The sequence below is a fragment of the Pseudomonas sp. HY13-MNA-CIBAN-0226 genome (genome assembly GCF_040310305.1).
Lineage (GTDB): Bacteria > Pseudomonadota > Gammaproteobacteria > Pseudomonadales > Pseudomonadaceae > Aquipseudomonas > Aquipseudomonas gregormendelii.
The window spans coordinates 77,295-102,173 of record NZ_JBEOPS010000010.1 but is presented as its reverse complement, the minus strand read 5'-3'; the positions used below and the strand labels follow the sequence as shown (position 1 = coordinate 102,173).

The 24,879-nt window shown below is 60.9% G+C and carries 25 protein-coding genes; 15 read left to right on the top strand and 10 right to left on the bottom strand.

Annotated elements, in window-relative coordinates; genetic code table 11:
• Position 1: 1 nt before the first annotated feature.
• Both AAEZ05_RS13005 and AAEZ05_RS13000 read right to left on the bottom strand, forming a co-directional pair.
• Positions 2 to 604, bottom strand: coding sequence for a LysE/ArgO family amino acid transporter (locus tag AAEZ05_RS13005; RefSeq protein ID WP_045057973.1), 603 nt, complete (start codon positions 602 to 604; stop codon positions 2 to 4).
• Between the two features lie 6 nt (positions 605 to 610).
• Positions 611 to 1,012, bottom strand: coding sequence for an ACT domain-containing protein (locus tag AAEZ05_RS13000; protein WP_045057972.1), 402 nt, complete (start codon positions 1,010 to 1,012; stop codon positions 611 to 613).
• A gap of 96 nt (positions 1,013 to 1,108) precedes the next feature.
• Between AAEZ05_RS13000 and AAEZ05_RS12995 the strand changes: the two genes are divergently transcribed.
• The 4 genes from AAEZ05_RS12995 to AAEZ05_RS12980 all read left to right on the top strand — a co-directional run bounded on the left by AAEZ05_RS12995 (position 1,109) and on the right by AAEZ05_RS12980 (position 4,946).
• Positions 1,109 to 2,002 (top strand): LysR family transcriptional regulator ArgP, encoded by an 894-nt coding sequence (locus AAEZ05_RS12995; protein WP_045057971.1) that lies wholly within the window; start codon positions 1,109 to 1,111, stop codon positions 2,000 to 2,002.
• Positions 2,003 to 2,056: 54 nt separating this feature from the next.
• Positions 2,057 to 3,049 (top strand): NAD-dependent epimerase/dehydratase family protein, encoded by a 993-nt coding sequence (locus tag AAEZ05_RS12990; RefSeq protein ID WP_350647689.1) that lies wholly within the window; start codon positions 2,057 to 2,059, stop codon positions 3,047 to 3,049.
• A gap of 106 nt (positions 3,050 to 3,155) precedes the next feature.
• Entirely contained in the window at positions 3,156 to 4,025 is an 870-nt protein-coding gene (locus AAEZ05_RS12985) for an ATPase (protein ID WP_045057969.1), read from the top strand.
• Positions 4,026 to 4,097: 72 nt separating this feature from the next.
• Positions 4,098 to 4,946: a cache domain-containing protein gene (locus AAEZ05_RS12980; RefSeq protein ID WP_205891673.1), complete on the top strand. Its 849-nt coding sequence runs from the start codon at positions 4,098 to 4,100 to the stop codon at positions 4,944 to 4,946.
• 59 nt (positions 4,947 to 5,005) lie between these two features.
• On the opposite strand, the gene AAEZ05_RS12975 is transcribed toward AAEZ05_RS12980, so the two are convergent.
• Both AAEZ05_RS12975 and pobA read right to left on the bottom strand, forming a co-directional pair.
• On the bottom strand, positions 5,006 to 6,523 hold the full coding sequence (locus AAEZ05_RS12975) for an MDR family MFS transporter (protein WP_350647686.1): 1,518 nt from the start codon (positions 6,521 to 6,523) through the stop codon (positions 5,006 to 5,008).
• Positions 6,524 to 6,599: 76 nt separating this feature from the next.
• The gene (gene pobA, locus AAEZ05_RS12970; RefSeq protein WP_502947769.1) at positions 6,600 to 7,784 is read right to left on the bottom strand and encodes a 4-hydroxybenzoate 3-monooxygenase; all 1,185 of its coding nucleotides are present in this window, start codon (positions 7,782 to 7,784) and stop codon (positions 6,600 to 6,602) included.
• Positions 7,785 to 7,973: 189 nt separating this feature from the next.
• On the opposite strand from pobA, the gene AAEZ05_RS12965 reads away from it, so the two are divergent.
• A complete protein-coding gene (locus AAEZ05_RS12965) occupies positions 7,974 to 8,870 on the top strand; it encodes a helix-turn-helix domain-containing protein (RefSeq protein WP_045057965.1) in 897 nt (298 codons plus the stop codon).
• Between the two features lie 9 nt (positions 8,871 to 8,879).
• On the opposite strand, the gene AAEZ05_RS12960 is transcribed toward AAEZ05_RS12965, so the two are convergent.
• Entirely contained in the window at positions 8,880 to 9,056 is a 177-nt protein-coding gene (locus AAEZ05_RS12960; RefSeq protein WP_163019474.1) for a hypothetical protein, read from the bottom strand.
• Between the two features lie 182 nt (positions 9,057 to 9,238).
• On the bottom strand, positions 9,239 to 10,153 hold the full coding sequence (locus AAEZ05_RS12955; protein ID WP_350647682.1) for a LysR family transcriptional regulator: 915 nt from the start codon (positions 10,151 to 10,153) through the stop codon (positions 9,239 to 9,241).
• Positions 10,154 to 10,266: 113 nt separating this feature from the next.
• Here AAEZ05_RS12955 and AAEZ05_RS12950 point away from each other — a divergent pair, with 113 nt between their 5' ends.
• Positions 10,267 to 11,145, top strand: coding sequence for an MBL fold metallo-hydrolase (locus tag AAEZ05_RS12950; RefSeq protein WP_350599930.1), 879 nt, complete (start codon positions 10,267 to 10,269; stop codon positions 11,143 to 11,145).
• Between the two features lie 181 nt (positions 11,146 to 11,326).
• On the opposite strand, the gene AAEZ05_RS12945 is transcribed toward AAEZ05_RS12950, so the two are convergent.
• Positions 11,327 to 12,208: a LysR substrate-binding domain-containing protein gene (locus AAEZ05_RS12945; RefSeq protein ID WP_350647680.1), complete on the bottom strand. Its 882-nt coding sequence runs from the start codon at positions 12,206 to 12,208 to the stop codon at positions 11,327 to 11,329.
• Positions 12,209 to 12,367: 159 nt separating this feature from the next.
• Here AAEZ05_RS12945 and AAEZ05_RS12940 point away from each other — a divergent pair, with 159 nt between their 5' ends.
• The 6 genes from AAEZ05_RS12940 (at position 12,368) to AAEZ05_RS12915 (ending at position 19,747) form a co-directional block, all read left to right on the top strand.
• Positions 12,368 to 14,005 (top strand): 5-guanidino-2-oxopentanoate decarboxylase, encoded by a 1,638-nt coding sequence (locus AAEZ05_RS12940; protein ID WP_350647678.1) that lies wholly within the window; start codon positions 12,368 to 12,370, stop codon positions 14,003 to 14,005.
• Positions 14,002 to 15,450, top strand: coding sequence for an aldehyde dehydrogenase family protein (locus AAEZ05_RS12935; RefSeq protein ID WP_350647676.1), 1,449 nt, complete (start codon positions 14,002 to 14,004; stop codon positions 15,448 to 15,450). The genes AAEZ05_RS12940 and AAEZ05_RS12935 overlap by 4 nt, the downstream gene beginning before the upstream one ends.
• Positions 15,451 to 15,664: 214 nt before the next feature.
• On the top strand, positions 15,665 to 16,768 hold the full coding sequence (locus tag AAEZ05_RS12930; protein WP_350647674.1) for an extracellular solute-binding protein: 1,104 nt from the start codon (positions 15,665 to 15,667) through the stop codon (positions 16,766 to 16,768).
• A 156-nt stretch (positions 16,769 to 16,924) separates the two neighbouring features.
• On the top strand, positions 16,925 to 17,833 hold the full coding sequence (locus AAEZ05_RS12925; RefSeq protein WP_350599933.1) for an ABC transporter permease: 909 nt from the start codon (positions 16,925 to 16,927) through the stop codon (positions 17,831 to 17,833).
• Positions 17,830 to 18,678, top strand: a complete 849-nt coding sequence (locus AAEZ05_RS12920) for an ABC transporter permease (RefSeq protein WP_045058275.1) — start codon at positions 17,830 to 17,832, stop codon at positions 18,676 to 18,678. The genes AAEZ05_RS12925 and AAEZ05_RS12920 overlap by 4 nt, the downstream gene beginning before the upstream one ends.
• A 13-nt stretch (positions 18,679 to 18,691) precedes the next feature.
• Positions 18,692 to 19,747 carry an ABC transporter ATP-binding protein gene (locus AAEZ05_RS12915; protein WP_045058274.1) on the top strand — a complete coding sequence of 352 codons (1,056 nt, stop codon included), beginning with the start codon at positions 18,692 to 18,694 and terminating at the stop codon, positions 19,745 to 19,747.
• 169 nt (positions 19,748 to 19,916) lie between these two features.
• Here the strand turns inward: AAEZ05_RS12915 and AAEZ05_RS12910 are convergent, their stop codons facing one another.
• Positions 19,917 to 20,846: an AraC family transcriptional regulator gene (locus AAEZ05_RS12910; RefSeq protein ID WP_205891682.1), complete on the bottom strand. Its 930-nt coding sequence runs from the start codon at positions 20,844 to 20,846 to the stop codon at positions 19,917 to 19,919.
• A gap of 334 nt (positions 20,847 to 21,180) precedes the next feature.
• Between AAEZ05_RS12910 and AAEZ05_RS12905 the strand changes: the two genes are divergently transcribed.
• On the top strand, positions 21,181 to 21,534 hold the full coding sequence (locus AAEZ05_RS12905; protein WP_045058272.1) for a putative quinol monooxygenase: 354 nt from the start codon (positions 21,181 to 21,183) through the stop codon (positions 21,532 to 21,534).
• 41 nt (positions 21,535 to 21,575) lie between these two features.
• Positions 21,576 to 21,806 (top strand): hypothetical protein, encoded by a 231-nt coding sequence (locus AAEZ05_RS12900; protein ID WP_045058271.1) that lies wholly within the window; start codon positions 21,576 to 21,578, stop codon positions 21,804 to 21,806.
• A 15-nt stretch (positions 21,807 to 21,821) separates the two neighbouring features.
• Here the strand turns inward: AAEZ05_RS12900 and AAEZ05_RS12895 are convergent, their stop codons facing one another.
• Entirely contained in the window at positions 21,822 to 22,451 is a 630-nt protein-coding gene (locus AAEZ05_RS12895; protein WP_350647672.1) for a flavin reductase family protein, read from the bottom strand.
• Between the two features lie 219 nt (positions 22,452 to 22,670).
• Between AAEZ05_RS12895 and AAEZ05_RS12890 the strand changes: the two genes are divergently transcribed.
• The gene (locus AAEZ05_RS12890; RefSeq protein ID WP_350647670.1) at positions 22,671 to 23,426 is read left to right on the top strand and encodes a COG4705 family protein; all 756 of its coding nucleotides are present in this window, start codon (positions 22,671 to 22,673) and stop codon (positions 23,424 to 23,426) included.
• Positions 23,427 to 23,525: 99 nt separating this feature from the next.
• Here the strand turns inward: AAEZ05_RS12890 and AAEZ05_RS12885 are convergent, their stop codons facing one another.
• On the bottom strand, positions 23,526 to 24,845 hold the full coding sequence (locus AAEZ05_RS12885) for an MFS transporter (protein ID WP_045058268.1): 1,320 nt from the start codon (positions 24,843 to 24,845) through the stop codon (positions 23,526 to 23,528).
• Positions 24,846 to 24,879 lie beyond the last annotated feature (34 nt).

The window sequence follows — 24,879 nt, the reverse complement described above, 5'->3', positions numbered from 1 at the left end:
ATCAGGGGCTGGTGATGAGTTGCACCGCTACCGTGAACATCATCACCGCCACCAGCAGGTCGAGGATCCGCCAGGTACTCGGCCGGGCCAGCCACGGCGCCAGCCATGCGGCGCCCAGTGCCAGAGTGAAAAACCACAGCAATGACGCGCTCGCTGCGCCCACTACGTAAGCGCCCGGTTCGGTCTGCTGCGCGCCGAGCGAGCCGATCAGCAGGACGGTGTCCAGGTAGACATGCGGGTTGAGCAAGGTCACGGCCAACGCGCTGAGCATGACCGCCCGCAGCGAACGCACGGTCTGGCCCTCGCCCTGTTGCAGGCTCTGTTTTGAACAGGCCCGGCGCAGCGCCAGGCTGCCATACCAGAGCAGGAATATCGCGCCACCCCAACGGGCTACCGCCAGCAAGGTCGGGTTGTGCGCCAATACCGTCGCCAGGCCAAACACTCCGGCGGCAACCAGCAATGCATCACACACCACGCACAATGCAGCGACCGGCAGGTGGTGTTCACGCCGCAGGCTCTGGGCCAGCACAAACGCATTCTGGGTGCCGATCGCCATGATCAGCCCTGCGGCCACTAGCAGGCCGTTGACATAGCTTTGCCACATTGATGGTTACTCCGCGTTAGCTGCCAGGTCCCGCAACACGCCCATGGCGCGCTCTGCATCGGCCTGGCCGACGAATAGATGGTCGTGGTAGTAACCTGCGATCACATTGCAACTGATTCCGGCCTGTCCCAGTGCGGTTGCGAAGGCCGCTGTCAGGCCGACGGCCTGCAGCGCCGAATGCACGTTCAGAGTGATCCAGGCGGCGACGTAGTCAAAGTGCAGGCCGGCTTTTTCGGCGTGGCGACGCTCCAGGATCACCGTCAGCCCTTCTTGCTCGCGAAAGCTGCCGATCAACTCAAGACCTGCCGGCAGCTGGCTGTCGTGAAGGGTACAGAAAACGTATTCGCCGGCGTTGAGTTGCGGGCTCATGCTGCGCAGCAGGGTTACCAATGAAGTTTCGCCAGCCATGTGGGTGATCCTTGTCGAAGAGTTCTTGCTGGCCATTCTCCCCGTGGAAGCGGTATAAGAAAAACCAATCTTGCTGATCGCTCATTAGGAAAACTGATGTTTGACTATAAATTACTGTCAGCCCTGGCAGCTGTGGTTGAGCAGGCCGGCTTCGAACGCGCCGCACAGGTGCTGGGTCTGTCGCAATCGGCGATTTCCCAGCGCATCAAATTGCTCGAAGCCCGGGTCGGCCAGCCGGTTCTGGTGCGGGTCACGCCGCCGGCGCCTACCGAGATCGGACGGCGCCTGCTGAACCATGTGCAGCAGGTGCGGCTGCTGGAGCGCGACTTGCAGACCCTGGTGCCGGCGCTGGACGAAGAAGGCCTGCCGGAGCGTCTGCGCATCGCCCTCAATGCCGACAGCCTGGCCACCTGGTGGGCCGCCGCCGTCAGCGATTTCTGCGCCGAGCAACACCTGCTGCTGGACCTGGTGGTTGAGGACCAGACGGTTGGCCTCAAGCGCATGCGCGCCGGCGAAGTGGCCGCCTGTATCTGCGCCAGTGAGCGCCCGGTGGCGGGCGCGCGCAGCGTGTTGTTGGGTGCGATGCGCTACAGGGCCCTGGCCAGTCCCGCGTTCATTGCTCGGCATTTCCCGCAAGGGGTGCGCGCAGGTCAGTTGGCGAAGACCCCGGCGCTGGTGTTTGGGCCGGACGATTTCCTGCAGCATCGCTACCTGGCTTCCCTGGGTGTCGATGGGGGTTTCGAACACCATTTGTGCCCGTCCTCCGAAGGTTTTATCCGCCTGACCGAAGCCGGACTTGGCTGGGGCCTGGTGCCTGAACTGCAGGTGCGCGAGCAACTGGAACGCGGTGTGTTGCTCGAGCTGTTACCAGATAAGCCCATCGATGTGCCGCTGTACTGGCATCATTGGCGCAATGGCGGGCAGTTGCTGGGGTTACTGACCGAACAATTGGTGCGTTCATCCAGGCAATGGCTGGTGCCGTTGGACTGACGGGCAGCGTCAAGGCTTACGCATTACGCAAAATGAAACACATCGGAGCACTACATGAAGATTCTGGTCACCGGCGCAAGCGGCTTCATTGGCGGGCGCTTTGCGCGTTTCGCCCTGGAGCAGGGCCTGGACGTACGGGTCAATGGTCGCCGGGCCGAAAGCGTCGAACACCTGGTGCGCCGTGGCGCCGAGTTTATCCAGGGTGATCTCGGCGACCCGCTGCTGGCCCGTGACCTGTGCATGGATGTCGACGCTGTGGTCCATTGCGCCGGTGCCGTGGGGTTGTGGGGCCGTTATCAAGATTTCCACCAGGGCAATGTCCAGGTCACCGAGAACGTGGTCGAAGCCTGCCTGAAGCAGCGGGTGCGGCGCCTGGTGCACCTGTCTTCGCCCTCGATCTATTTTGACGGCCGCGATCACCTTGGTCTGACCGAAGAGCAAGTGCCCAAGCGCTTCAAGCACCCCTACGCGGCGACCAAGTACCTGGCCGAGCAAAAAGTATTTGGCGCCCAGGAATTTGGTCTGGAGACCATCGCCCTGCGTCCGCGATTCGTGACCGGCGCCGGTGACATGAGTATTTTTCCGCGGCTGCTGAAAATGCAGCGCAAGGGGCGGTTGTCGATCATCGGCAACGGTTTGAACAAGGTGGATTTCACCAGCGTGCAAAACCTCAACGAAGCCTTGCTCAGCAGCTTGCTGGCCACGGGCTCGGCGTTGGGCAAGGCCTACAACATCAGTAATGGGACCCCGGTTCCGCTGTGGGATGTGGTCAATTACGTGATGCGCAGGATGGACGTCCCGCAGGTCACCCGCTACCGTTCCTATGGGCTGGCCTACAGCGCTGCCGCGTTGAATGAAGGCGTATGCAAGCTCTGGCCGGGCCGCCCCGAGCCAACCCTGTCGCGCCTGGGCATGCAAGTGATGACCCGGGATTTCACCCTGGACATCAGCCGCGCGCGGCATTATCTGGATTACGATCCAAAGGTCAGTCTCTGGACCGCCCTGGACGAGTTCTGCAGCTGGTGGAAGGCCCAGGACATCCGCTGACGGGCTCGTCACTGAACCGAGTTGGGGGTTCAAGGTCAATCGATGCGGTTGTGGGGGGTATACTGCGCCGCATCAAGCCATCACCGCGTTCACAAAGGTTGACTCAATGTCCATGCGTAACGATGCCAACGACGACTTCGATGTACCGAGCTTGCGTGCCGACAGCCTCGACGACGATGATTTTGTGCCTGCCGCGCGTCATTCCGGGCACTCGCGCACGCCCCCGGTGGTCAAGGTCAAAGGTCCGAGCACCGGTCCTCTGTGGGCACTGGTCGGTGCTTTGTTCATCGCCTTTGGCGGCCTTGCCTGGTGGAGCTTCCAGCAGATTTCGCTGATGGAGCAACAGCTGGTGGCGACCCAGGAAAGCTTTGCTCGCATCAGCGAGGAAGCGGCAGGGCGCCTGCAGGATATTTCCGGCAAGGTGGTCGCCAGCCAGACCAACGTATCCAGTGACAGCGAGGCGTTGAAGCTGCAGATCAGGCAGTTGGAAAGCAAACTCCTGGATCAGGGCAAGCAGCAGCAGGGCGTTGTCGGCCAGACCACCGAACTGGACAAGCGCCTGGCGCAGATGACGGCGCAAACCGCCGAGCTCGACAAACGCCTGGTCGAGGCGAGCGCGCAAACCACTGAACAGCAGAGCGCCAACACCCAGTTGCAGGCCCAGGTCAAAGCCCTGAGCAGCGAACTGGCAGCACTGAAAAGCGCCCCAGCCGATACCAGCAAGGTCGACGCCCAGCTCAAGAGCCTCGGTGCCGATATCGCTGCATTGAAGAAGCAGGGCAATCCAGGCGCGGCCATCGACCGCCTGGAACAGGACATGATCGTGCTCAAGGCCCAGCAGGATAATCGTCCACCCGCCAGCGCCAGTGGCAATACTGCCGAATTCGATGCGTTCCGCACTCAGGTCAGCCGCAACATCAACACCCTGCAGGCGCAGATCCAGAATCTGCAAAAGCAACTCAACGCCCGACCGTGAGGACGCCGTGCGCTCCTTGGCGGCTGTGCTCGTCTACGCTGCTTGAACACCAACAGGAATGAGGAACGCGCAATGGGGGTTTGGCATAAATTGATGTTACTGGGGGGGCTGCTGTTGTTAGGCCTTGGCCAGGCACAGGCGGCCGGCACGGAAAAAGACGACAGCCAGGCCGCCAAGGCTCTGCTGGAAAAGGCCTTGGCCTACTACCATGAGAATGGCGACAAGGCGTTTGCCGCCTTCAGTCGCCAGGGTGAGTTTGTCGACAAGGACCGTTATGTGTTCGTGGTCGACACCAAGGGCGTCATGCTCGCCAGCGGCGGGCCTTCTTCGGCGTTGATCGGGCGGGATGTGTCGGATGTGCTCGGGCCGGATTTGCAGAAAGCCTTCAAGGACGCGTTGAAAGTGCCTGAGGGCAACGGCATTCAGCAGGCCGAATATCGCTGGCAGAACTGGTCCGACGGCAAGGTCGAGCGCAAGCACGTGTTCTACCAGCGTGTCGGCCAGCGCATTCTGGCAGTGGGCTATTACCTGCCTCGCGCGTCAGCGGAGCAGGCCATGGCGTTGCTGAACAAGGCGGCCGGCGATCTGGCCAAGGATGAGAAAGGCACCCTGAGCGCGATCAATTCGCTCAAGGGCGGGTACCTGCAGGATGACCTGTATGTATTCGTGGTGGACCTGGACACCGGTCGTTACGTTGCCCATGGCACCAACCTGCGCTTGATCAATACCGACTTCAGCAAGATCAAGGATCCCGAAGGCAAGCCGGTGGGCGAGCCGATCCTGGCGTTGATCGCCAAACAGGATTATGGCGAATACGAATATCGCTGGAAGAACCCGGTGACTGGCAAGGTTGAGGCCAAGCATGCGTACCTGAAAAAGGTCGGGCATTTCCTGGTGGCTGTGGGGTATTACAGTCCATAAGATCAAAAATCAAAAGATCGCAGCCTTCGGCAGCTCCTACGAAACTGCGATCTTTTGCTTTAACGAGCCTTATCGTCCCGCCCGCGCAATAACAGGTTCGGCATCGCAATCGCCGCCGCCAACCCCAGCAGTGATACCGCCGCACTGACCATCAGCAAGTGCCGAAACGTCAGCAGCAACTCTGCCCGCAGGGCATTTTGCGCATCCCCCGGCGCGGCGTTCAAACCGTCCAGCAGGACATTTCCCGAACCGCCTTCGCCAATCAGCGTCGAGCTGCCCAGGTGGGCGAAGCTTGAGTCCTGCAACAGCGCCAGCAGCAATGCCGACATCAAGGCTACCCCCACCGCGCCACCCAGGGAGCGGAACAAATTGGTCGTGCTGGTGGCCACGCCAATGTCCCGCTGTTCTACCGAATTTTGCGTCCCCACCAGCGAGGTCGGGAATTGCATGCCGCCCGCAATACCACTGAGCAACATGAACAGGCTGCTCCAGATCATCGCCTGGGGCGGGCTGAACGCCATGCCGAGAATTGAAATCGGCATCAGCGCCGCGCCGGTCAGGATCATCGGTTTGTAGCGTCCGGTCACCGAGGTGCGACGACCGGCAAAATAGGCGCCTATCGGCAGCCCCATGGCCAGCGGTAACAGGTGCAGGGCGGCACTGTCGGCGCCTGCACCGGTGACGCTCTGAAAGCGCAGGGGCATCAGGACGATCAGCGAGATCGCCTGGAAACTGGTGAAGAAAATCGTGCACCAGCAGAGCAGGGCATTGCGGTTGGCAAACAGGTGCATCGGCAGCAACGGTTCCCGCGCCCGGCGTTCGTGCCAGACGAACAGCCCCAGTATCACTACCGCACACGCGAGCAGCCCCATGACTTCGAGGCTGTTCCAGGCATGGCCCTGGCCGACTTCGGTAATGCCGAGCAGCAAGGCCGTCAGGCCGATAATCATCAGCACGGTGCCAAGGTAATCGATCACCGGTTTGCGCTGCGGCACCGGCAGACCGACCAGGGTGCGATGGGCGACCACCAGGGCGCCCACTCCCAGTGGCAGATTGATCAGGAACACCCAGCGCCACGACAGGTACTCGGTCATGTAGCCACCCAGCACCGGTCCGGCGACACTCGCCACCGCGTACATGCTACTGAAATACCCCTGGTAGCGACCGCGTTCGCGCGGCGGCACGATGTCGCCGATGATCGCCTGGCTGACCGAAATCATCCCCCCGGCACCAATGCCCTGGAGAATTCGCGCCAAGACCAACTGCTCCATGCTCTGGGCCATACCGCAGAACAGCGAAGCCAGCGTGAACAGCCCCATGCCGAACAGCATCAACTTGCGGCGCCCGTACAGGTCGCCGAGCTTGCCGTAGATCGGTACGGCCACCGTCATGGCCACCATGTACCCGGAAATCACCCAGGCCAGCAGGCTGACATCCTTGAATTGTGCGGAGATGGCCGGCATCGAGACTGCCACGATGGTCTGGTCCAGCGCGCCAAGGAAGATCGCCAGCATCAGGGCAATCAGCACGCTGCGAATCGCCGGTTTCGGCGCGTCGGGCTGGGTGAGGTGGGTCACGGTAAAACCTGCGGCAATGGATGATCCGCAGGCAAGAGGCGAGCGGGAATGCTCGCCAGTGTAAGTCGATAGCAGGCTATTCGATAGGCTCGTAGGGAAGGCCGACGTAATTTTCTGCAATGGTCTTGCGACCGGCTTCGGAGTCGACGAAGTACGCCAGCTCTGATTCGGCGATGCGCTGGCTGAAACCGTCGTGGTCGTCGAAGCGGTGCAGCATCGACGTCATCCACCAGGAAAAACGCTCGGCCTTCCAGACCCGTCGCAGGCAAATTTGCGAGTACTTTTCCAACAGATCGAGGCGGTCTTCGCGGTACACCTTCAGCAGAATATCAAACAGCGTACTGACATCGCTGGCCGCCAGGTTCAGGCCTTTGGCTCCTGTGGGTGGGACGATGTGCGCGGCGTCGCCGACCAGGAACAGTCGCCCGTACTGCATCGGCTCGACCACAAAACTGCGCAGCGGCGCGATGCTTTTCTCAATGGACGGCCCGGTGACCAGCGTTTCGGCCAATTCCGCTGGCAGACGGGATTTGAGCTCCTCCCAGAATCGCTGATCGGACCATTGCTCCACCGTCTCCCCGGTGGGCACCTGCAGGTAATAACGGGTGCGGGTTGACGAGCGCATGCTGCACAGGGCGAACCCGCGTGGATGGCGGGCATAGACCAGCTCTTCGTGCACCGGCGGGGTGTCGGCGAGGATGCCCAGCCAGCCGAACGGATAAACCCGTTCGAAAATCTTCAGGCTGTCGGCGGGGATCGATTGCCGTGACACGCCATGGAAGCCGTCGCAGCCGGCGATGTAGTCGCAGTCGAGTCGATAGCTCTCGCCGTCTTTTTCAAACGTGACGAAGGGTTCAGCGGTCTTCATTGCATGGGGAACGACGTTCTCGACGCCGTAGAGGGTCGTGGCGCCTGCAATCTGACGAGCGGCCATCAGGTCGCGAGTGACTTCGGTCTGGCCGTAGATCATCACGGTTTTTCCGCCGGTAAGGGCGTGCAGATCGATGTGCACCTGGCGACCGTCGAGCGACAATTCAAAGCCGTTGTGGATCAGCCCTTCGGCATCCATGCGTTGTCCCGCACCGGCCTTGCGCAGCAGCTCTACCATGCCCTGTTCAAGCACCCCGGCACGGATGCGCCCGAGGACGTAGTCCGGGGTCTGGCGTTCCAGGATGAGGGTGTCGATTCCGGCGTTGTGCAGCAGCTGGCCGAGGAGCAATCCGGATGGACCTGCACCAATGATGGCGACTTGGGTTTTCAGCGTTTTCATTGTTTTTATGGCTCGCAAGCTGCACTCGGCCAGGGCCGGTGAGTAATTGTTATGGATCGAGTGCTTGCATTTTTCACTTGCGAGTCTGTCAATTGAAGGTGAAAACTGAGCCGATACCTGTACATTCTGCCAATCGGTGCGATTATCGCCCGCTACCATCTCCGAGGCCTGATTGAAGTTATGAACAAGCCTGCCCTGCCTTCCATTCCGGTGTTCAAGCTTTACGGAGAAAGCCTGGACTGGCCCACCCCGGATCTGTTGCATTGTGAAACCATATCCAAACGCAGCCGTGAGCATCAGTGGGAAATCAAGCCCCATCGCCACGCTGATTTGTGCCAGTTGCTCTTCGTCTTCCAAGGTCAGGCAGAGCTTGAGATCGAAGGGCAACGCACACTGCTCACAGAGTCGGCGATCCAGATCCTGCCGCCTTTATCCGTGCACGGCTTTCGTTTTTCCGAGGACGTCGAAGGGTTTATCGTCACGCTGGCTGCGCCGCTGGTCGCGCACCTGCAGGCGCAGCTGGGCAGTTCGATGAATGCCCTGGGCCAGGCCGAGAGTTATCCGGCGGGCAAGGACAGTGAATATCTAAACAGCCTGTTTACTGCGCTGCAGGACGAGTACACCGGTCATCAACCGGCGCGGGAAATGCTTATGCATTCGCTGGTCAGCGTGATCATGGTGTGGGCCAGCCGCCAGGCCCTGCAGCGACGGTCTGCCAGTCAGCGTCCGCAGCGGGCGCGCGAGTACCTGAACGGCTTTATTCAGCTGGTGGAAGAAACCTATCGCCAGCATGTCAAGGTTGAAGACCTGGCGCATCGGCTGGGCATCTCTGTTTCCCACCTCAACGGCACTTGCCGCGAGTTGGCCGGGCAACCGGCGCTGCAGATCATGCACGAGCGCCAACTGCTCGAAGCCAAGCGCCTGCTGACCTATACCAGCATGACGATCTACGAGATGTCCGACGTGTTGGGGTTTTCCGATCCAACCAATTTCACCCGGCTGTTTCGACGTCGGGTAGGCATTTCGCCCAAGGCGTTTCGCGACCGTTTAAAGGCCGATCAGGACAACGAAACCTGACGCCTTTCGTCAGCGAAGGGCGTTGAGGGTGGCGTTGTGGGGAATACAGCGCTCGAAGTTGCAGCTCGCAAAATCGCGGGGCAGCTGCCGCAGCTGTTCGACCCGCCACGCAGCGGTGCCATAAAGCGCCAACGTTGCTGCGCAGGTGACAAAAATGGCGAGGTATCTTCTTGTTTTGATGTTCATGGCGCTCACCTCTGAACGACTACCCGGGGGTACTACGTTGAGCATAGTAGGAGCTGCCGAAGGCTGCGATCTTTTGATCTTGTATTTGCTTTTGATCTTCCAAAGAGCGCCACCCACAGCTGAAAATCAACAGATCCTCCGATCAAAAGCCCCCCAACTGCCCCCCAAACCCCCGCCAGCCCCTACAGTCGATCCAACTCGACATCCCACACCGGCTCTTGCGGAAACCGCAGCACCAGGAAATCCAGCATGCAGCGCAACGTCGTCGGCATGTGCTTGCGGGACGCGTACACCGCGTAGATGTTCATCTGCCGCGGTTCGGCTTGGGGTAACAAGCGGATCAACTCGCCACTGACAATGTGCACGCCCGCCTGGTAGCTCGGCAACATCGCCACCCCGGCGCCGGCCAGGGTGGCGCGCAGCAGGGTGCTTGCCTCGTTGGCGCTGATGTTGCCCTGCACCGTCACCGACTGCGACTCGCCGTCCTGCTCGAAGTGCCAGAGGCTTTTGCCGAAGTAGGAGTGGGTCAGGCAATTGTGTTCGCTCAAGTCCTCGACCCGCTGCGGCGCCGGGTGCTCGTGCAGATACGCCGGAGAGGCGCAGATGACCGAACGGCAAACTGTCAGCCGCCGCGCGATCAGGTTCGGGTCCAGGTCGTTGCTGGTGCGGATGGCCAGGTCGATGCGTTCGTCCACCAGGTTGACCGTGCGATCGAGCATCTGCAGGTCGATGCTGACGCCAGGGTAGCGCTTGACGAACGCCGCCATGGCGTCCGCCAATTGCGCCTGGCCGAACGAGGTGCTGACGCTGATGCGCAGCAAACCACGGGGCGCCTCGTCCGGCTCGGTGACCGCCGCCTGCATGTCGCTGGACAGCTCGAGCATTTGCCGACAGCGCGGCAGTATCTCGCTGCCCGCCGCCGTCAGGCTCAGTTTGCGCGTGGTACGGTGCATCAGCCGCGCGCCGACCCAATCCTCCAGCTCCGCCAGATAACGTGAGACCACCGGCCGCGAAAGGTCCAGTTGATCGGCTGCAGCCGACTGGCTGCCGAGGTCGACCACCGAGACGAACACCCGCATTGCTTGAAGTCGATCCATGATTTGCCCGATTTTAGAAACAAACTATGTCGCAGCATCGCATTTTTTGTACCAGTGCAGGCAACTAAGCTCTGTCGGATCGCCACATACGGCAATCGGCATCGGAGCCCTACATGATCGGTTTCACTTCCCTCAAACGTATTCTGCTGGCCAGCGTCACGTTCGGCCTGGCAGCCCACGCCCTCGCGGCGCCCCTTACGCTGGACGTCTACAACCCGGGTACCGAGGCTATTTTCCCGGTCAGTTCGGTGCTCGTCAGCGGCGAGAAAGACGCGGTGCTGGTGGACGCGCAATTCGGCAAATCCCAGGCCGAACAAGTGGTGCAGAAAATTCGCACCAGCGGCAAGCAACTGACCACGATCTACATCAGCCACGGTGATCCCGATTACTACTTTGGCCTCGACACCCTGACCGCCGCGTTTCCGAAAGCCCGGGTGCTGGCGTCGCAGGCGACTGTGGATCACATCACGCAGACGGTCGACGCAAAACTGGCCTTCTGGGGGCCGAAAATGGGTGCGGATGTGCCGGCCAAAACCATCGTCCCGCAGGTGCTCAAGGGCGACAGCCTGATGCTTGAGGGGCACAAACTGCAGGTGATCGGCCTCGACGGCAGGCAACCGGATCGCAGCTTCGTGTGGATCCCGTCGATCAAGGCGGTGGTAGGCGGCGTGGTGGTGGCGCAGAACATCCATGTGTGGATGGCCGACACCCAAACCCCACAGTCCCATGCCGATTGGCTGGCGACGCTGCAGTCCATCGAGACGCTCAAGCCGCAGACTTTGGTGCCCGGCCATTACCTGGGCGAGAGCACCCGGTCGCTGGCGGCTGTGCAGTTTACCGCTGACTATATCCGGGCCTTCGACGAAGAAACCGCCAAGGCCAAGGACTCGGTTGCGCTGATCGCCGCCATGAAAAAACGTTACCCGACCCTGGGCGAAGAGAGTTCGCTGGAGCTCAGTGCCAAGGTCGCCAAGGGTGAGATGCAGTGGTAATACGCTAACCCTTGCACCTGTAGGAGCTGACGAGTGAAACGAGGCTGCGATCTTTTGATCTTGATCTTGATCTTGATCTTGATCTTGATCTTGATCTTGATTTTAGACGCCAAAAGATCGCAGCCTCGTTTCACTCGACAGCTCCTACGCAGCTCCTACGCAGCTCCTGCCGGCTTTTGCGTTACCGCGACTGAGCCTGCTCCACCAACCACCCCATCAGCTCGCGCAGCTTGGGCGACGGCTCGGGTTTCTGCGGGAACACCAGGTAGTAGGCCAGACCGGTTTTAACCTTCAGCGCGAAGGGCATCACCAGCCTGCCCGCGCTCAGGTCATCCCCGATCAGCGACCAGTCTCCAATCGCCACGCCCGTCCCTTGGGACGCCATCGACATGGCCAGGTCCAGGGTTTCGAAATGCTGGCCCTTGCCCACGTTGTTCAAGCGTATCCCGGCGCTGGCCAGCCAGGCTTTCCAGTCGCGTTCGTCCCGGGTGGGGTGCAACAGCAAATGCTGTTGCAGGTCATCCGGGGACTGCAACGGTACCGGGCCTTCGAGCAGCGGCCTGGAGCAGACCGGGGTCAGTTGTTCGTCGAACAGGTGCAGGGAGGCCAGCGCATTGTCCGGTAGCGCTCCGTACATCACTGCGGCGTCGAACTGTTCGCGATGAAAATCCACTCCGTGCTTCACCGTGGTGGTCAACTCTACCGGCACGTCCGGACGCTCCCTTTGCCACTGCAACAGCCGTGGCAGCAACCAGCGCATGACGCAGGTCGGCGCCTTCAACTGCAGGGTCTCGCGCTTCTCACCGATCTGGTCCACGGCTTCGTCGATCAAGCGGAAAATCTTCTGCACCCGCGGCAGCCATTCGCGCCCCTGCGCCGTCAACTCCAGGCCCCGGGCCTGGCGAATGAACAGCTCATAACCCAGATGATCCTCCAGCCCGGCGACTTGCCGGCTCACCGCGCCCTGGGTGATGTGCAACTGCTCGGCGGCACGGGTGAAGTTGCAGCACTGCGCGGTGATCAGAAAAGTGTGCAGCGCCGGCAGGGGAGGCAATCGTTTCATGGGGATCCAAGGTATGACGTAAGGACATGGCTAGTATGACTTTTTATCCATTGTTGAGGCGACGTGTCGCCCGTTCCAATGAGGCCATCCCTGGACCTGCCCACGCATCATAAACACTGCGCAGGTCCGGCGTCTCAAACGAACAGGAAGGGCAATGACATGGCGACGTGTGGCGAAGTATTGGTCAAGTTACTCGAAGGTTACGGGGTCGAGCAGGTGTTCGGCATTCCCGGGGTTCACACCGTGGAGCTGTACCGTGGGCTGGCCCGTTCGAGCATCAACCATGTCACTCCGCGTCATGAGCAGGGCGCCGGTTTCATGGCTGACGGCTATGCGCGCACCAGCGGCAAGCCCGGTGTGTGCTTCATCATCACCGGCCCTGGCATGACCAACATCACCACTGCCATGGGGCAGGCCTACGCCGATTCGATCCCGATGCTGGTGATCTCCAGCGTGCAATCGCGCAGTCAGTTGGGCGGTGGCCGGGGCAAGCTTCACGAGCTGCCAAACCAGAGCGCGCTGGTGGCCGGGGTGGCGGCGTTTTCCCATACGCTGATGTCGGCGGCCGAGCTGCCAGGCGTGTTGGCCCGCGCCTTTGCGTTGTTCCAGGCGGGTCGTCCGCGCCCGGTGCATATCGAAATTCCGCTGGATGTGCTGGTCGAGGAAGCGGATGACCTGCTCGCCAGCGTGCCGGTCACTATTGATCGTGCGGGTGCATCGCCGAGCGCGATCAGCCGCATGACCGCGCTGCTGGCCGGCGCGAAACGCCCATTGATTCTTGCCGGTGGCGGAGCCATTGATGCCGCAGCCGAGCTGACTGAACTGGCCGAGTTGCTCGATGCGCCCGTGGCCCTGACCATCAATGCCAAGGGCATGCTGGAGTCCGCGCATCCGTTGCTGATCGGCTCGACCCAGAGCCTGGTCGCCACCCGTGCCCTGGTCGCCGAGGCCGACGTTGTGCTGGCCATCGGCACCGAGCTGGCCGAGACCGATTACGACGTGACGTTCGCCGGTGGTTTCGAGATTCCCGGTGCACTGTTGCGGGTGGACATCGACCCCGACCAGACCGTGCGCAACTATCCGCCACAGGTCGCGCTGGTGTCCGATGCACGCAACGCCGCGCAGGCACTGTTGAGCGCGCTCTCGCACAAATCCCTGGCCGAGCGCCGTGCCGATTGGGGCCAGGTGCGTGCTGCGCGTCTGCGCGACGACCTGGCAGCGACCTGGGACGCGCCGACCCTGGCACAAACCCGCTTCCTGGAAACCGTGCTGCACGAGTTGCCGAATGCAGTGTTTGTCGGCGATTCGACCCAGCCGGTGTATACCGGCAACCTCACGTTCAACCCGGAGCGCCCGCGCCGCTGGTTCAATTCCTCCACCGGCTACGGCACCCTCGGCTACGCCTTGCCGGCGGCGATTGGTGCCTGGCTCGGTGGCCGCGTCGAGGGCGGCGCGCGCCCTGCGGTGGTGTGCCTGATCGGTGACGGCGGCCTGCAATTCACCTTGCCGGAACTGGCCAGCGCCGTAGAAGCGCGGACCCCGGTGATCGTCCTGCTGTGGAATAACCAGGGCTACGAAGAGATCAAGAAATACATGGTCAACCGCGCCATCGAACCGGTGGGCGTGGACATCTACACACCGGATTTCATCGGCGTGGCCAAGGCTCTGGGCTGTGCCGCCGAAGCGGTGAAGGGGGTCGAGCAACTGCGCACTGCGCTGCGCGTCGCTGCTGACCGGCAGGGCCCGACCCTGATTGAGATCGATCAGGCGCAATGGATGCAGGCGGTGTCGAAATGAGCCTGCCGACAACTTTGCACGGCCTGTTTATCAACGGCCAATGGTCTGCCGGTCCGGAACATCTGCGGGTGATCAATCCGTCGACCGAGGCCCTGCTGACAACGGTTAATGGTGGCGACTCAGCTGCCGTCGATCAAGCCGTCACTGCCGCCGCCGCAGCCTTCCAAAGTTGGTCGCAGACCAGCGGCGCCGAGCGCGGTGCGATCCTGCGCAAGATCGCCGCAGGCGCGCAGGCCAGTCGTGAGCAGTTGATGCATTTGCAGTCGAGCAATAACGGCAAGCCACTGTTCGAAGCCGCCATCGACGTCGATGACGTCATCGCCACTTTCGAGTACTACGCCGGTCTGGCCGAAGGCCTGGACGCGAAACAGGACAGCCCGGTCGAGTTACCAACAGACGATTTCAGCGCTCGAGTACGCTCGGAACCTTGCGGTGTGGTCGGCCTTATCGTGCCGTGGAATTTCCCGATGGTCACCACCGCCTGGAAGCTCGCGCCGGCCCTTGCCGCCGGTTGCTGCGTGGTGCTCAAACCGTCCGAAGTAACGCCCCTGCCAGAGCTGGAGCTGGCGGCGATCATTGCCCGTTCGGGTCTGCCCCAGGGCGTGTTCAACCTGGTCTGCGGCACTGGGCTGGCTGTCGGCGCACCGCTGTCGGCGGACCCGCGCATTGCCAAGATATCCTTCACCGGCAGCAACGCGGTAGGGGTGCAGGTGATGCAGCGCGCGGCGGAAACCGTCAAGGGCGTGAGCCTGGAACTGGGGGGTAAATCCTCGTTGCTGGTGCTGGCTGATGCCGACCTTGAGCTGGCGGTGGAAGTGGCGTGTGGCGGCGGGTTTTTTAATGCCGGACAAATGTGTTCGGCCACCAGCCGTGTGTTGGTCGCCGATGAACTGGCGGATGAGTTTCTCATTCGCTTGAAGGCTCGTGCCCAAGCCATTCGTGTAGCGGACCCGTTCGATCCGGCGGTGGAAATGGGCGCGCTGGTCAATCAGGCGCAATACCAGCGGGTACTCGGCCACATCGACCGTGGCTTGAGCGCTGGCGCGAAGCTGATCTGCGGCGGCAATCGCCCGGCGGACCTTCCACGAGGCTATTTTTTGCAGCCGACGATCTTCACCGACGTGCCCCAGGGCAGTGCGCTTTGGTGTGAAGAGATTTTCGGCCCGGTCATTTGCGTGCGCAGTTTCGCCTCCGAAGGCGAGGCGATTGCCCTGGCCAACGATAGCCAGTTCGGTCTGGTGGCCAGTGTCGTCACGCGCAATGCCGAAACGGCGGATCGCGTCGCGAACGCCTTGCAGGCGGGGCTCGTGTGGATCAACGCGCCACAGGTGATCTTTGCGCAGGCTGCCTGGGGTGGTTACAAGCAGAGCAGCATTGGCCGCGAATTGGGGCCGTGGGGCTTGCAGGCTTTCCAGGAAATAAAACACGTCATTCGAGCCATCTGATCGCTCGAATATGGTGAGTGCGTGCCTCTTGTCGAGGCATGTGCTGATGTTATGGCTTCGATGAGTTTTTATCGATAGTCAGGTGTTTTGCACGACCTCAGGATGAACTCGCTGGTTCCGCCAAGCCCCGAAAATACGAGGGATAACGCTGATCCGGACGCGGATGCAACAGTTTCGACCTGCCTTATACCTACAAAAACAAAGGGAGTCCGTAATGGGCGAGCATGATCTGAACAGACGTCAATTCATCAAGACCGTGGGCGTAGCCTCGGTAGCCGCGGCGGCCATGAGCATGCCGTTCATCAAGGCCAATGCCAGCGACACCCGTTTCCAGGGTAAAACCCTGCGCCTGTTGACCTGGTCCGACGACACCGGCCTTGCCGCGCTGCGCAACATCGCGGCGACCTTTGAAGACAAATACGGCTGCAAGGTCATCGCTGACCGTACCGGCAGCACCTCGGAAATGGTCGCCAAACTCAAGGCTGGCGGCGATCGTGCGCAGTACGACATCATCACCCTGGCTGGCGTTGGTGCCGAGGGCCTGGCGGCGGCCAACCTGCTGGAAAAACCTGACCTCAACCGCATTCCCAACCTGGTCGATGTGCCGGAAAAATACCGCACCGGTGCCAGCGGCCACGGGATTGGATACCTGCTTTGGTGCAACAGCCTGGTCTACAGCACCCGCACCATCCAGCAAGCGCCGGACAGCTACGCCGCCCTGTGGGACGCCGACCTGTCGCCGAACATTTTCCTGCCGCCGCCGAACTGGACCGAAGCCATGGACCTGATCATCATCGCCGCCAAACTGGCCGGTGGTGACGAGCACAACATCGAGCCGGGCTTCAGGAAGCTCGCAGAGCTCAAGGACCGCGTGGTGACGCTGGGCGAGAACCCGAACCAGATCGCCGAGCTGTTCCGCACCGGTTCCCTGGACATGGGTGGCCTGTATGCGCCGGCTTTTTTCCCCAAGCAGATCCGCGATCCGGCCTACGGCCTGGGTGCTACCTTTGGCATGAAAGAAGGCTTCTACACCGACCTGATGCTCTCGGTGATGCCGAAAAATCGCCCCGGCGATACCGACCTGGCCTACGCCTTCATCAACCACTCCCTGGACCCGCTGGTGCAGGGCAAGATGGCCGAGGACATTTACAACGGCCCGGTCAACGCCAAGGCGATCATCTCCGCCGAGGCCCGCAAGAGCCCGTACATCCTCACGCCGGAGCAAATTGCCGAGAAGGCGATCATGCACGACAACGCCTTCCTGGCCTCTGTGCATGACCAATGGATTCGTCGCTACACGGAAATCTTTTCTTCCTGATCTGCCATACGACCTGCAAGGCACGGTCCCCTGCAGGCGCTGCCGCAGGCTGCGATTTTTTGACTTTGATTTTCAGGATCAAAAGATCGCAGCCAGCGGCCGCTCCTACCGGGGTGGTGCACCAGATCGTCCTGTGCAATTGACGAGACCCTAGCCATGGAACACCAACCCCTGACCCACCCCGGCAACATCGCGGCATCACCGCCAAAACGCGGCGTGTCACCCACCGCCCGCGCCTGGCTTTTTCTCACGCCATCGATGCTGTTCCTCGGCGTGCTGATTGCCGCCAGCCTGCTGGTACTGCGCATGAGCGTGGGCACCAAAGGCGCGGAATGGACCGGCTTCAGCCTGGCCAGCTACGCGCAGTTGCTGGAACCTTACTACCTCAAATCCTTGCTGCTGACCCTGCGCCTGGCGTTGATCAGCGCGGCGATTGCCGTGGTGCTGGCGATCCCGGTGGCCTACACCATGTCACGCCTGACCTCTCCCTTGGTGCGGCGAATTTTCCTTGCAGCAGTGTTGCTGCCCTTGCTGGTCAACCTGCTGCTGCAAAGTTATGGCTGGCTGGTGATCCTCGGGCCTGGCGGAATGCTCAATCAGGCCTTGATGGGCCTGGGTCTGATCAAGCGTCCGATCATGTTGCTCTACAACCAGAACGGCGTGCTGATGGGGCTGGTGCAAACCGCCTTCCCGCTGGCCGTACTGCCAATCGCCAGCGCCATGCGCGGAGTCGCCCGCACCTACGAAGAGGCGGCGGCCACCCTCGGCGCCAGTCGCTTGCAGGTGTTCCGCCAGGTGGTGCTGCCGATGAGTCTGCCGGGCATCATCACCGGCGCAACGCTGGTGTTCGCCTACAACGCCAGCAGCTTCGTAGTGCCCCTGTTGCTGGGTGGTCGGCGCGTGCCGATGCTGGCGGTGATGGTCCATGACCAGATCGCCCCGCTGATGAACTGGCCCGCCGCCTCCGCAGCCGGGGTGGTTCTGATTGTCACCACGCTGCTGATCATGACCCTGTCGGAATATTTCACTGGCCGGCGTCGGCGCAGGATGGAGGCTTCGCAATGAGCACTGTGATCAACAAGCGTCATACGTTACTGCCGGGCGATACCGGCAAGTTTGCCGGCGTGCTGTCGGGCTTTATCCTGCTGCTGGCGGTGCTGCCGATCCTGACGATGATCGTCATGTCATTCAGCGGCGCCTCAAACCTCGACTTCCCACCCAGCAGCTACAGCCTGCAGTGGTACAAGGCCGCCTGGAACAGCTTTGTCTCGCCCGACTCCAGCGATGTGCTGAGCCTGGGCAAAGCCATGACCACCAGTCTGATGGTGGCTTGCCTGACCATGGTCTTCGCCACGATCATCGCGGTGCCTGCAGCCTATGCGCTGACCCGTTGCGAGTTCCGCGGCAAGGCCGTGGCGCTGCAACTGATGTCGTTGCCGCTGGTGTTTCCCATGGTGGTACTGGGCCTGGCCTTGCTGCTGGTTTTCGACAGCCTGCCGTTCCAGATGACCACCTCGCGCCTGGTGATTGCGCACGTGATCCTGGCATTACCCTTCGTGGTGAAGAATTGCACCGCAGCGATGCTGTCCATCGGCACTGAGGTCGAAGAGGCTGCGCAGATGCTCGGCGCGTCGCCCACCCGGGCGATCGTTGACGTAGTGGTGCCGTTGATGAAGTCGGGAATTCTCGCGGGGATGCTGCTGGCGTTCATCGTCTCGTTCAACGAGTTCACCGTGACCTACTTCCTCTACACCATCGATGTCATGACCGTGCCGATCTGGATGTACAGCCGCACCGTGTCATCGCTTGACCCGACTGTCTTTTCCTTTGCCGTGCTGATCGTGCTGATCGACTTCGTCCTGATCTGGGCGTTGGAGAAGCTGGTGGGCGAGGGCGGCGTTTCCTTTTGATTTGAGGTGCAACATGACTGGTCTGATTCTGGAAAACGTCGAAAAACACTACGGCTCGGCCTGCGCGGTAAAGGATGTGAACCTGCATTTGCCCGAGGGCAAGCTGGTGTGTTTTCTCGGCCCCTCGGGCTGCGGGAAAACCACCCTGCTGCGCATGATCGCCGGGCTCGAAACCCTCTCGGGCGGGGAGATCCGCCTGGACGGTGAAGACATCGGCCACACCCCGGCGCATCTGCGCAATTTCGGCATGGTGTTCCAATCCCTGGCGTTATTTCCGCACATGACCGTGGGGGAGAACATCGCTTACCCTTTGAAGCTGCGTGGGGTCAGCAAGGCTGATCAACAGGCGCGGGTGGTGGAGTTGCTGCAGCTGATTCAGTTGCAGGAGATGATTGATCGCCCGGTGTCCAAGTTGTCCGGCGGGCAACGCCAGCGCGTGGCGATCGCCCGGGCAATTGCCTCACACCCGAAAATCCTGTTGCTGGATGAACCGCTGTCGGCGCTGGACGCCAAGCTGCGGGAATCGATGCAGGTAGAAATCCGCCAACTGCAACAGCGCCTGAACATCACCACCATCATGGTCACCCACGACCAGCGTGAGGCCATGACCATGGCCGATATCGTCGTCGTGTTGGGCGAGCATCGGGTACAGCAGGTAGGGACGCCCATCGAGATTTACCGGCATCCGGCCAACGAGTTCGTTGCCGACTTCATCGGCTCGGGCAACATTTTTCCGGCTACGGCGCTGGGCAATGGCAAGGTCGGTTTGCCCGGTGGGGACGCCCTGCAAGTGCCGATCTGCAGCAGCATAGTGGCGGGGGCGAAGGTCAAGATGCTGATTCGTCCCGAGGACCTGCAGCTGTCGCAGCCCCAGGCCACGGCGGGAAACCGTCTGCTGGGCAGGGTGACGTTCGTGCGCGACATCGGCGCGACGATTGAAACCACGGTGGAGTGTTCGGGGGTGTCGTTTACTGCCTTGAGTACGCCTTGCCAGGGCTTCGGCCTGAGCATAGGCAACCCGGTGTCGGTAACCCTGCCGGCCGAGGCGTGCCGGGTGCTCGGCGCCTGATCCTGACTCGATGGCGGCCTTTGCGGCCTCATCGCGGGCAAGCCCGCTCCCACAGTGATTTTTGGTGTTCACAGAACCTTTGGCTCTCACAGTGATTTGTGGCGTTCACAGAACCTGTGGGAGCGGGCTTGCCCGCGATGAGGCCAGTGGCCACCCATCACTATTTGGATTACACCGACAACCGCAACCGCGCCAGATCCCTTAACGGCGGCGCACCGAACAGCCGGCTGTATTCCCGGCTGAACTGCGACGGGCTCTCATACCCCACCCGATACCCCGCCGCCGACGCATCCAGCCCTTCGGCCAGCATCAACCGCCGCGCCTCCTGCAAACGCAGCTGCTTCTGATACTGCAGCGGACTCATCGCGGTCATTGCCTTGAACCGGTGATGCAGCGTCGACACGCTCAGGTTTACTTCCTTGGCCAGGTCATCGATGCGCAACGGTTGCTCGTAATTGCCATTGAGCCATTTGATCGCCTGGCTGATGCGATGGCTCTGGCTGTTGGCAATGGCAATCTCATACAGGCGATGCCCCTGCGGGCTGCGCAGCAGGCGGTAGAGAATCTCGCGGCGAATCAGCGGCGCAAGCATGCCGATGTCCTTGGGTGAATTGAGCAGGCGGGCCAGGCGCAGCACGGCGTCGAGCATCGCGGTATCGATCTGCTCCACGTACAGGCCGCGCCCCGTAGGGCGGGTCGGCACGCCAAGGGGGCCGGCGTCGGCAATCAACGCGGTAATTTCCGCTGGGTCGATATCCAGCCGCACGGCCAGTATCGGTTCTTCGCAAGTGACATTCACCACCCGCCCACTCAGCGGCATCGAGACCGACACCACCAGGTAATTCAGTGGGTCGTAATTGAAAAACTCATCGGCCAGGCGCACCTCTTTTCGCCCCTGGGCCATGATGCACAGTGCCGGTTGCGCGAGCACCGGGGCAAAATCGTGGGACTTGCTGTGGCGCGACATGAACAGCGAGCCGACGGCCGTGGCATAGGTGCCATCATCCAGCGTGTTGCGGCGAATGATAGCGGCCAGTTCCGCCCGCTGTTTTTCCATGTCGGCGTCCAGCGGGGCTTCAAAGTGATCGAGCGACGACATGCACGGCATCCTCGGCGAAGTGGTGGGATGAGCAGAGCTTAAATTTGTGCAAGGAACAACGGTAGACACATCCTGCGAAATGCTTGCCTGATTCTGCACCGGGCTCAAGTGTTTCACGGTGGCGGCGGGCGCTAGCCGGGCAAACTTGCTCGAAAGTCATATTTCAATGCTGTGACAGCATTTACAGGTTGTTACAGGTTCCCGGAGAGGCCTGGCAGGATCGTGCAACAAGCCGGCAGGAATCGACTAACCGCGTCGTCCCTGGCGCGCTTAACCTTTGATCCTGTCGCAGCCCGTCCCACGGCTGCCACTTGAGTACCTGGGAGGGTTGAACATGTCTACGCAAATTCCCGTCAGCCATATGGCCTTTGTTCGTGCTCGTGCCGGGCGTTCGGTGGAACTGGGCGCGCGTCTCAGTGCCCTGATAGAACCGTCGCTTACTGCACCGGGCTGCCTGAGCTTCGCCTTGCAACATTCACAATGCGATCCGCAGTTGTGGCTGGTGTCCGGTTTCTGGCTCGATCAACAGGCCATGACGGCCTACTTCAGCACCCCGGCCATGCAGATTTTTGCTGAGTTGGTGGAGGACCTGGTGGTCAACAGCCTGGATTTTCATACCTTCGAGCAAGTATCAGCCGCCCAGGCGCTCGGACAGACCCAGTCCTGGGTACACAAAATGGCGGGTTGAGGGTTTAATGACGGCATTCTCAATCAGCCAGGATGCCCGACATGGCACGTAAAGCCTTTGAAACCTTCGAAGCCGTATCGGCCGTTGTCCCCCGCGAGGGCGGTTACTACGCGGCGATTGCCACCAAAGCCATCGGTAGCTCGGGCGCACCGCGCTTCAACAAGCTGCTGGAAGAACAGACCTTCAAGACCGCCAAGGAGGCGGACGAGGCTGCCGCCATGCAACTGACGCACCTCAAGGGCGTCGGTGAAGACGGCGAACTGATCTGGTAGTCATCTGAGCAGTAGCTACCTGGTCGCCCCTGGGCGGAACATCTTGAACAGTGCCTCCGGCCCCAGCTGGAAGTAATCCGCCGTCCCGCCGCCGCGCAGTATCGGCTCTGCCGCGGCGGTGTCGTACACCCCATCCTTGAGCAGCCATTTGGCAATGTGCACGGCCACCACTTCGCCGAGTATCAGCCAGCTGGGCACCACATTGCCGTCAGCCCGTTGCAGCTGAATGATCTGCGTTACCTTGCATTCAAAGGACACCGGGCTTTCAGCGACCCGTGGCACCTGGATCACTTTCGAGGCCACGGGTGTCAGCCCGGACAACTCGAATTCATTGACCTCAGGCCCGACCATCGCGCAGCTCTGATTCATCTGCTCGGCCAATGGACGAGTGGCCAGGTTCCAGGCGAATTCGCCGGTCTGCTCGATATTGTTCAAGCTGTCTTTGCGCCCGACGCTGGAGAACCCGATGATCGGCGGAATGTAGTTGAAGGCGTTGAAAAAACTGTAGGGCGCCAGGTTAAGGCGGCCGTTGGCATCCTGCGACGAAATCCAGCCGATGGGCCGCGGCCCGACGATGGCGTTGAACGGATCGTGGGGCAGGCCATGGCCGTTGGCAGGTTCGTAGAAATGAATGTCGTCGGGCATGGAGTAGCGTTCCTGTAGGAGCGAGCTGGCTCGCGATAATCTGTCGGTCAAAAGCAATGTATCTGACACAGCATCACGAGCAAGCCCGGTCGCCATAAAATCTTCCCATTTGCGTAAGTGACAGATTTTTCATAAAGCACCTACCTATTTTTCACCAAGCCCCCGCCAGTCTGCGTGCAAAACCAAGAAACGACCACGCACGCTGGAGCGCTATCCTCGATGAATAAACTTCCTCAAATAACCCTGGCATTCTGGGTGATGAAAATCTGCGCAACGACCTTGGGGGAGACCGCAGGCGATTTGCTATCGATGACTCTCAATGTCGGCTACGCCATCAGCTCGCTGATTCTGATCAGCGTATTTGTGCTGACGTTGATCACTCAGCTGTTGTCCAAGTCTTACAAACCGGTGCTGTACTGGATCGTGATCCTGTCGACCAGCACGGCCGGCACCACGATGTCGGACTTTATGGATCGTACCCTGGGTCTGGGCTACGCCACCGGTTCGATGATTCTGATTGCCATCCTGGTTGGGATTTTTGCCGCCTGGCGCTTGAGCGGTGATTCACTGAATGTGACCAAAGTGCAGACCTTGCGCGGCGAAATGTTTTACTGGATGGCGATCCTGTTTTCAAACACCCTGGGCACGGCACTCGGCGATTACCTGGCCGACGACTCGGGCCTGGGTTTTGCCGGTGGCGCGCTGTTGATCGGCTCGACCATTGTGATGGTGGTGCTGCTCAAATACTTCACCAGGATTTCGTCAGTGTTGCTGTTCTGGGTGGCATTTGTCCTCACCCGGCCGTTCGGGGCGACCCTAGGTGACTTCCTGACAAAACCGCACGAAAAGGGGGGGCTGGATTTCGGTACGATTGGCTCCTCGCTGGTGTTGGCGGGGATTCTGATGGTGATGATTGCGGGTGCTTCCTACGCGCAAAACAAGTACGCGAAGCCGGCGGCTGCCGAGTTGAGCTGATAGATTTTTGGGGGGCTCCATCGCAATGCCGCCCGGAACTCACAAGCTCCGGACGGCGTTTCGACGAAGAGGCCGGTGCAGCCGACCTGAATGTGACGGTCAGTCAGTGGTGATGCGTGAATGCTTGCGGGTGTCTTTCATGGTGATGTACACCAGCAACGACACTGCAATACACCCGGTCACGTACCAGTAGTAGCCGGTTTCCATGCCGCTGCTCTTGAACCACAGCGCGATATATTCAGCGGTACCGCCGAAGATCGACACGGTCAGCGCGTAAGGCAAGCCAACACCCAGTGCACGGATTTCGGTCGGGAACAGTTCGGCTTTCACGACCGCGTTGATCGAGGTGTAGCCGCTGACGATGATCAGCGCCGCCATGATCAGGAAGAACGCGCCCCACCAGCTCTGCACGGTGTGCAGGGCGGTCAGGATCGGCACGGTGAACAGCGTGCCAAGGACGCCGAAGGCGATCAGGATCGGCCGGCGACCGACTTTATCCGAGAGCCCGCCTACCAGCGGTTGCAGGCACATGAACAGGAACAGCGTGGCTGCCGAAATCGTGGTGGAGTCGGAGATGCTCATACCGACCGTGTTCACCAGGTACTTCTGCATGTAGGTGGTGTAGGTGTAGAACGCCAGCGTACCGCCCATGGTCAGGCCGACCACGGTGAGCAGTTCCTTGGGGTGGCGCATCAAGGTGCGCATGGCGCTTTCCTTGGCCTTTTCTTTCTTGGTGAAGGACTCGGTTTCTTCCATGCCGCGACGCAGGTAGAGCGCAACCACGGCACACAGCGCGCCGATGGCGAACGGGATGCGCCAGCCCCAGGCATACAGTTCCTCGGTGGTGAGGACGTTCTGCAGGACGATCAGTACGCCCAGCGCGATGAGCTGGCCGGAGATCAGGGTCACGTACTGGAAGCTCGAGAAGAAACCGCGACGCTCCTTGGTCGCCATCTCGCTGAGGTAAGTGGCCGAGGTGCCGTACTCGCCACCGACCGACAGGCCTTGCAGCAAACGGGCGAAAATCAGCAGGATCGGCGCGCCGATGCCGATGGTTTCATAGCCCGGGCTCAGGGCGATCAGCAGTGAACCGAAGCACATCAGGTAAACCGAGGCCATCAACGCCTTTTTACGACCAACCTTGTCGGCGTACAGGCCCATCAGCCAGCCCCCGATCGGACGCATCAGGAAGCCTACGGCGAAAATCGCGGCGGTATTAAGCAGCTGTGCGGTGGTATCGCCTTTAGGGAAAAAGGCTTTGGCGAAGTACAGCGAGAACGCGGCGTAGACGTACCAGTCGTACCACTCGACCATATTGCCGACCGAACCGCTGAAGATCGATCTGATGCGACTGGAGGTGGTTCTGGTCTTGGCCGGCACGGCAGCCGATCCTGCGGGCAGGGTGTTGGAGTTATCCATCGAAGGATCCTTAATCTAATTGTTGTATTGGAGC

What these genes read in the sequence shown, in the direction of transcription:
- AAEZ05_RS13005 (WP_045057973.1), bottom strand. Translation starts at nt 604, where the DNA reads ATGTGGCAAAGCTATGTCAACGGCCTGCTAGTGGCCGCAGGGCTGATC.
- AAEZ05_RS13000 (WP_045057972.1), bottom strand. Translation starts at nt 1,012, where the DNA reads ATGGCTGGCGAAACTTCATTGGTAACCCTGCTGCGCAGCATGAGCCCG.
- AAEZ05_RS12995 (WP_045057971.1), top strand. Translation starts at nt 1,109, where the DNA reads ATGTTTGACTATAAATTACTGTCAGCCCTGGCAGCTGTGGTTGAGCAG.
- AAEZ05_RS12990 (WP_350647689.1), top strand. Translation starts at nt 2,057, where the DNA reads ATGAAGATTCTGGTCACCGGCGCAAGCGGCTTCATTGGCGGGCGCTTT.
- AAEZ05_RS12985 (WP_045057969.1), top strand. Translation starts at nt 3,156, where the DNA reads ATGTCCATGCGTAACGATGCCAACGACGACTTCGATGTACCGAGCTTG.
- AAEZ05_RS12980 (WP_205891673.1), top strand. Translation starts at nt 4,098, where the DNA reads ATGGGGGTTTGGCATAAATTGATGTTACTGGGGGGGCTGCTGTTGTTA.
- AAEZ05_RS12965 (WP_045057965.1), top strand. Translation starts at nt 7,974, where the DNA reads ATGAACAAGCCTGCCCTGCCTTCCATTCCGGTGTTCAAGCTTTACGGA.
- AAEZ05_RS12960 (WP_163019474.1), bottom strand. Translation starts at nt 9,056, where the DNA reads ATGAACATCAAAACAAGAAGATACCTCGCCATTTTTGTCACCTGCGCA.
- AAEZ05_RS12955 (WP_350647682.1), bottom strand. Translation starts at nt 10,153, where the DNA reads ATGGATCGACTTCAAGCAATGCGGGTGTTCGTCTCGGTGGTCGACCTC.
- AAEZ05_RS12950 (WP_350599930.1), top strand. Translation starts at nt 10,267, where the DNA reads ATGATCGGTTTCACTTCCCTCAAACGTATTCTGCTGGCCAGCGTCACG.
- AAEZ05_RS12945 (WP_350647680.1), bottom strand. Translation starts at nt 12,208, where the DNA reads ATGAAACGATTGCCTCCCCTGCCGGCGCTGCACACTTTTCTGATCACC.
- AAEZ05_RS12940 (WP_350647678.1), top strand. Translation starts at nt 12,368, where the DNA reads ATGGCGACGTGTGGCGAAGTATTGGTCAAGTTACTCGAAGGTTACGGG.
- AAEZ05_RS12935 (WP_350647676.1), top strand. Translation starts at nt 14,002, where the DNA reads ATGAGCCTGCCGACAACTTTGCACGGCCTGTTTATCAACGGCCAATGG.
- AAEZ05_RS12930 (WP_350647674.1), top strand. Translation starts at nt 15,665, where the DNA reads ATGGGCGAGCATGATCTGAACAGACGTCAATTCATCAAGACCGTGGGC.
- AAEZ05_RS12925 (WP_350599933.1), top strand. Translation starts at nt 16,925, where the DNA reads ATGGAACACCAACCCCTGACCCACCCCGGCAACATCGCGGCATCACCG.
- AAEZ05_RS12920 (WP_045058275.1), top strand. Translation starts at nt 17,830, where the DNA reads ATGAGCACTGTGATCAACAAGCGTCATACGTTACTGCCGGGCGATACC.
- AAEZ05_RS12915 (WP_045058274.1), top strand. Translation starts at nt 18,692, where the DNA reads ATGACTGGTCTGATTCTGGAAAACGTCGAAAAACACTACGGCTCGGCC.
- AAEZ05_RS12910 (WP_205891682.1), bottom strand. Translation starts at nt 20,846, where the DNA reads ATGTCGTCGCTCGATCACTTTGAAGCCCCGCTGGACGCCGACATGGAA.
- AAEZ05_RS12905 (WP_045058272.1), top strand. Translation starts at nt 21,181, where the DNA reads ATGTCTACGCAAATTCCCGTCAGCCATATGGCCTTTGTTCGTGCTCGT.
- AAEZ05_RS12900 (WP_045058271.1), top strand. Translation starts at nt 21,576, where the DNA reads ATGGCACGTAAAGCCTTTGAAACCTTCGAAGCCGTATCGGCCGTTGTC.
- AAEZ05_RS12895 (WP_350647672.1), bottom strand. Translation starts at nt 22,451, where the DNA reads ATGCCCGACGACATTCATTTCTACGAACCTGCCAACGGCCATGGCCTG.
- AAEZ05_RS12890 (WP_350647670.1), top strand. Translation starts at nt 22,671, where the DNA reads ATGAATAAACTTCCTCAAATAACCCTGGCATTCTGGGTGATGAAAATC.
- AAEZ05_RS12885 (WP_045058268.1), bottom strand. Translation starts at nt 24,845, where the DNA reads ATGGATAACTCCAACACCCTGCCCGCAGGATCGGCTGCCGTGCCGGCC.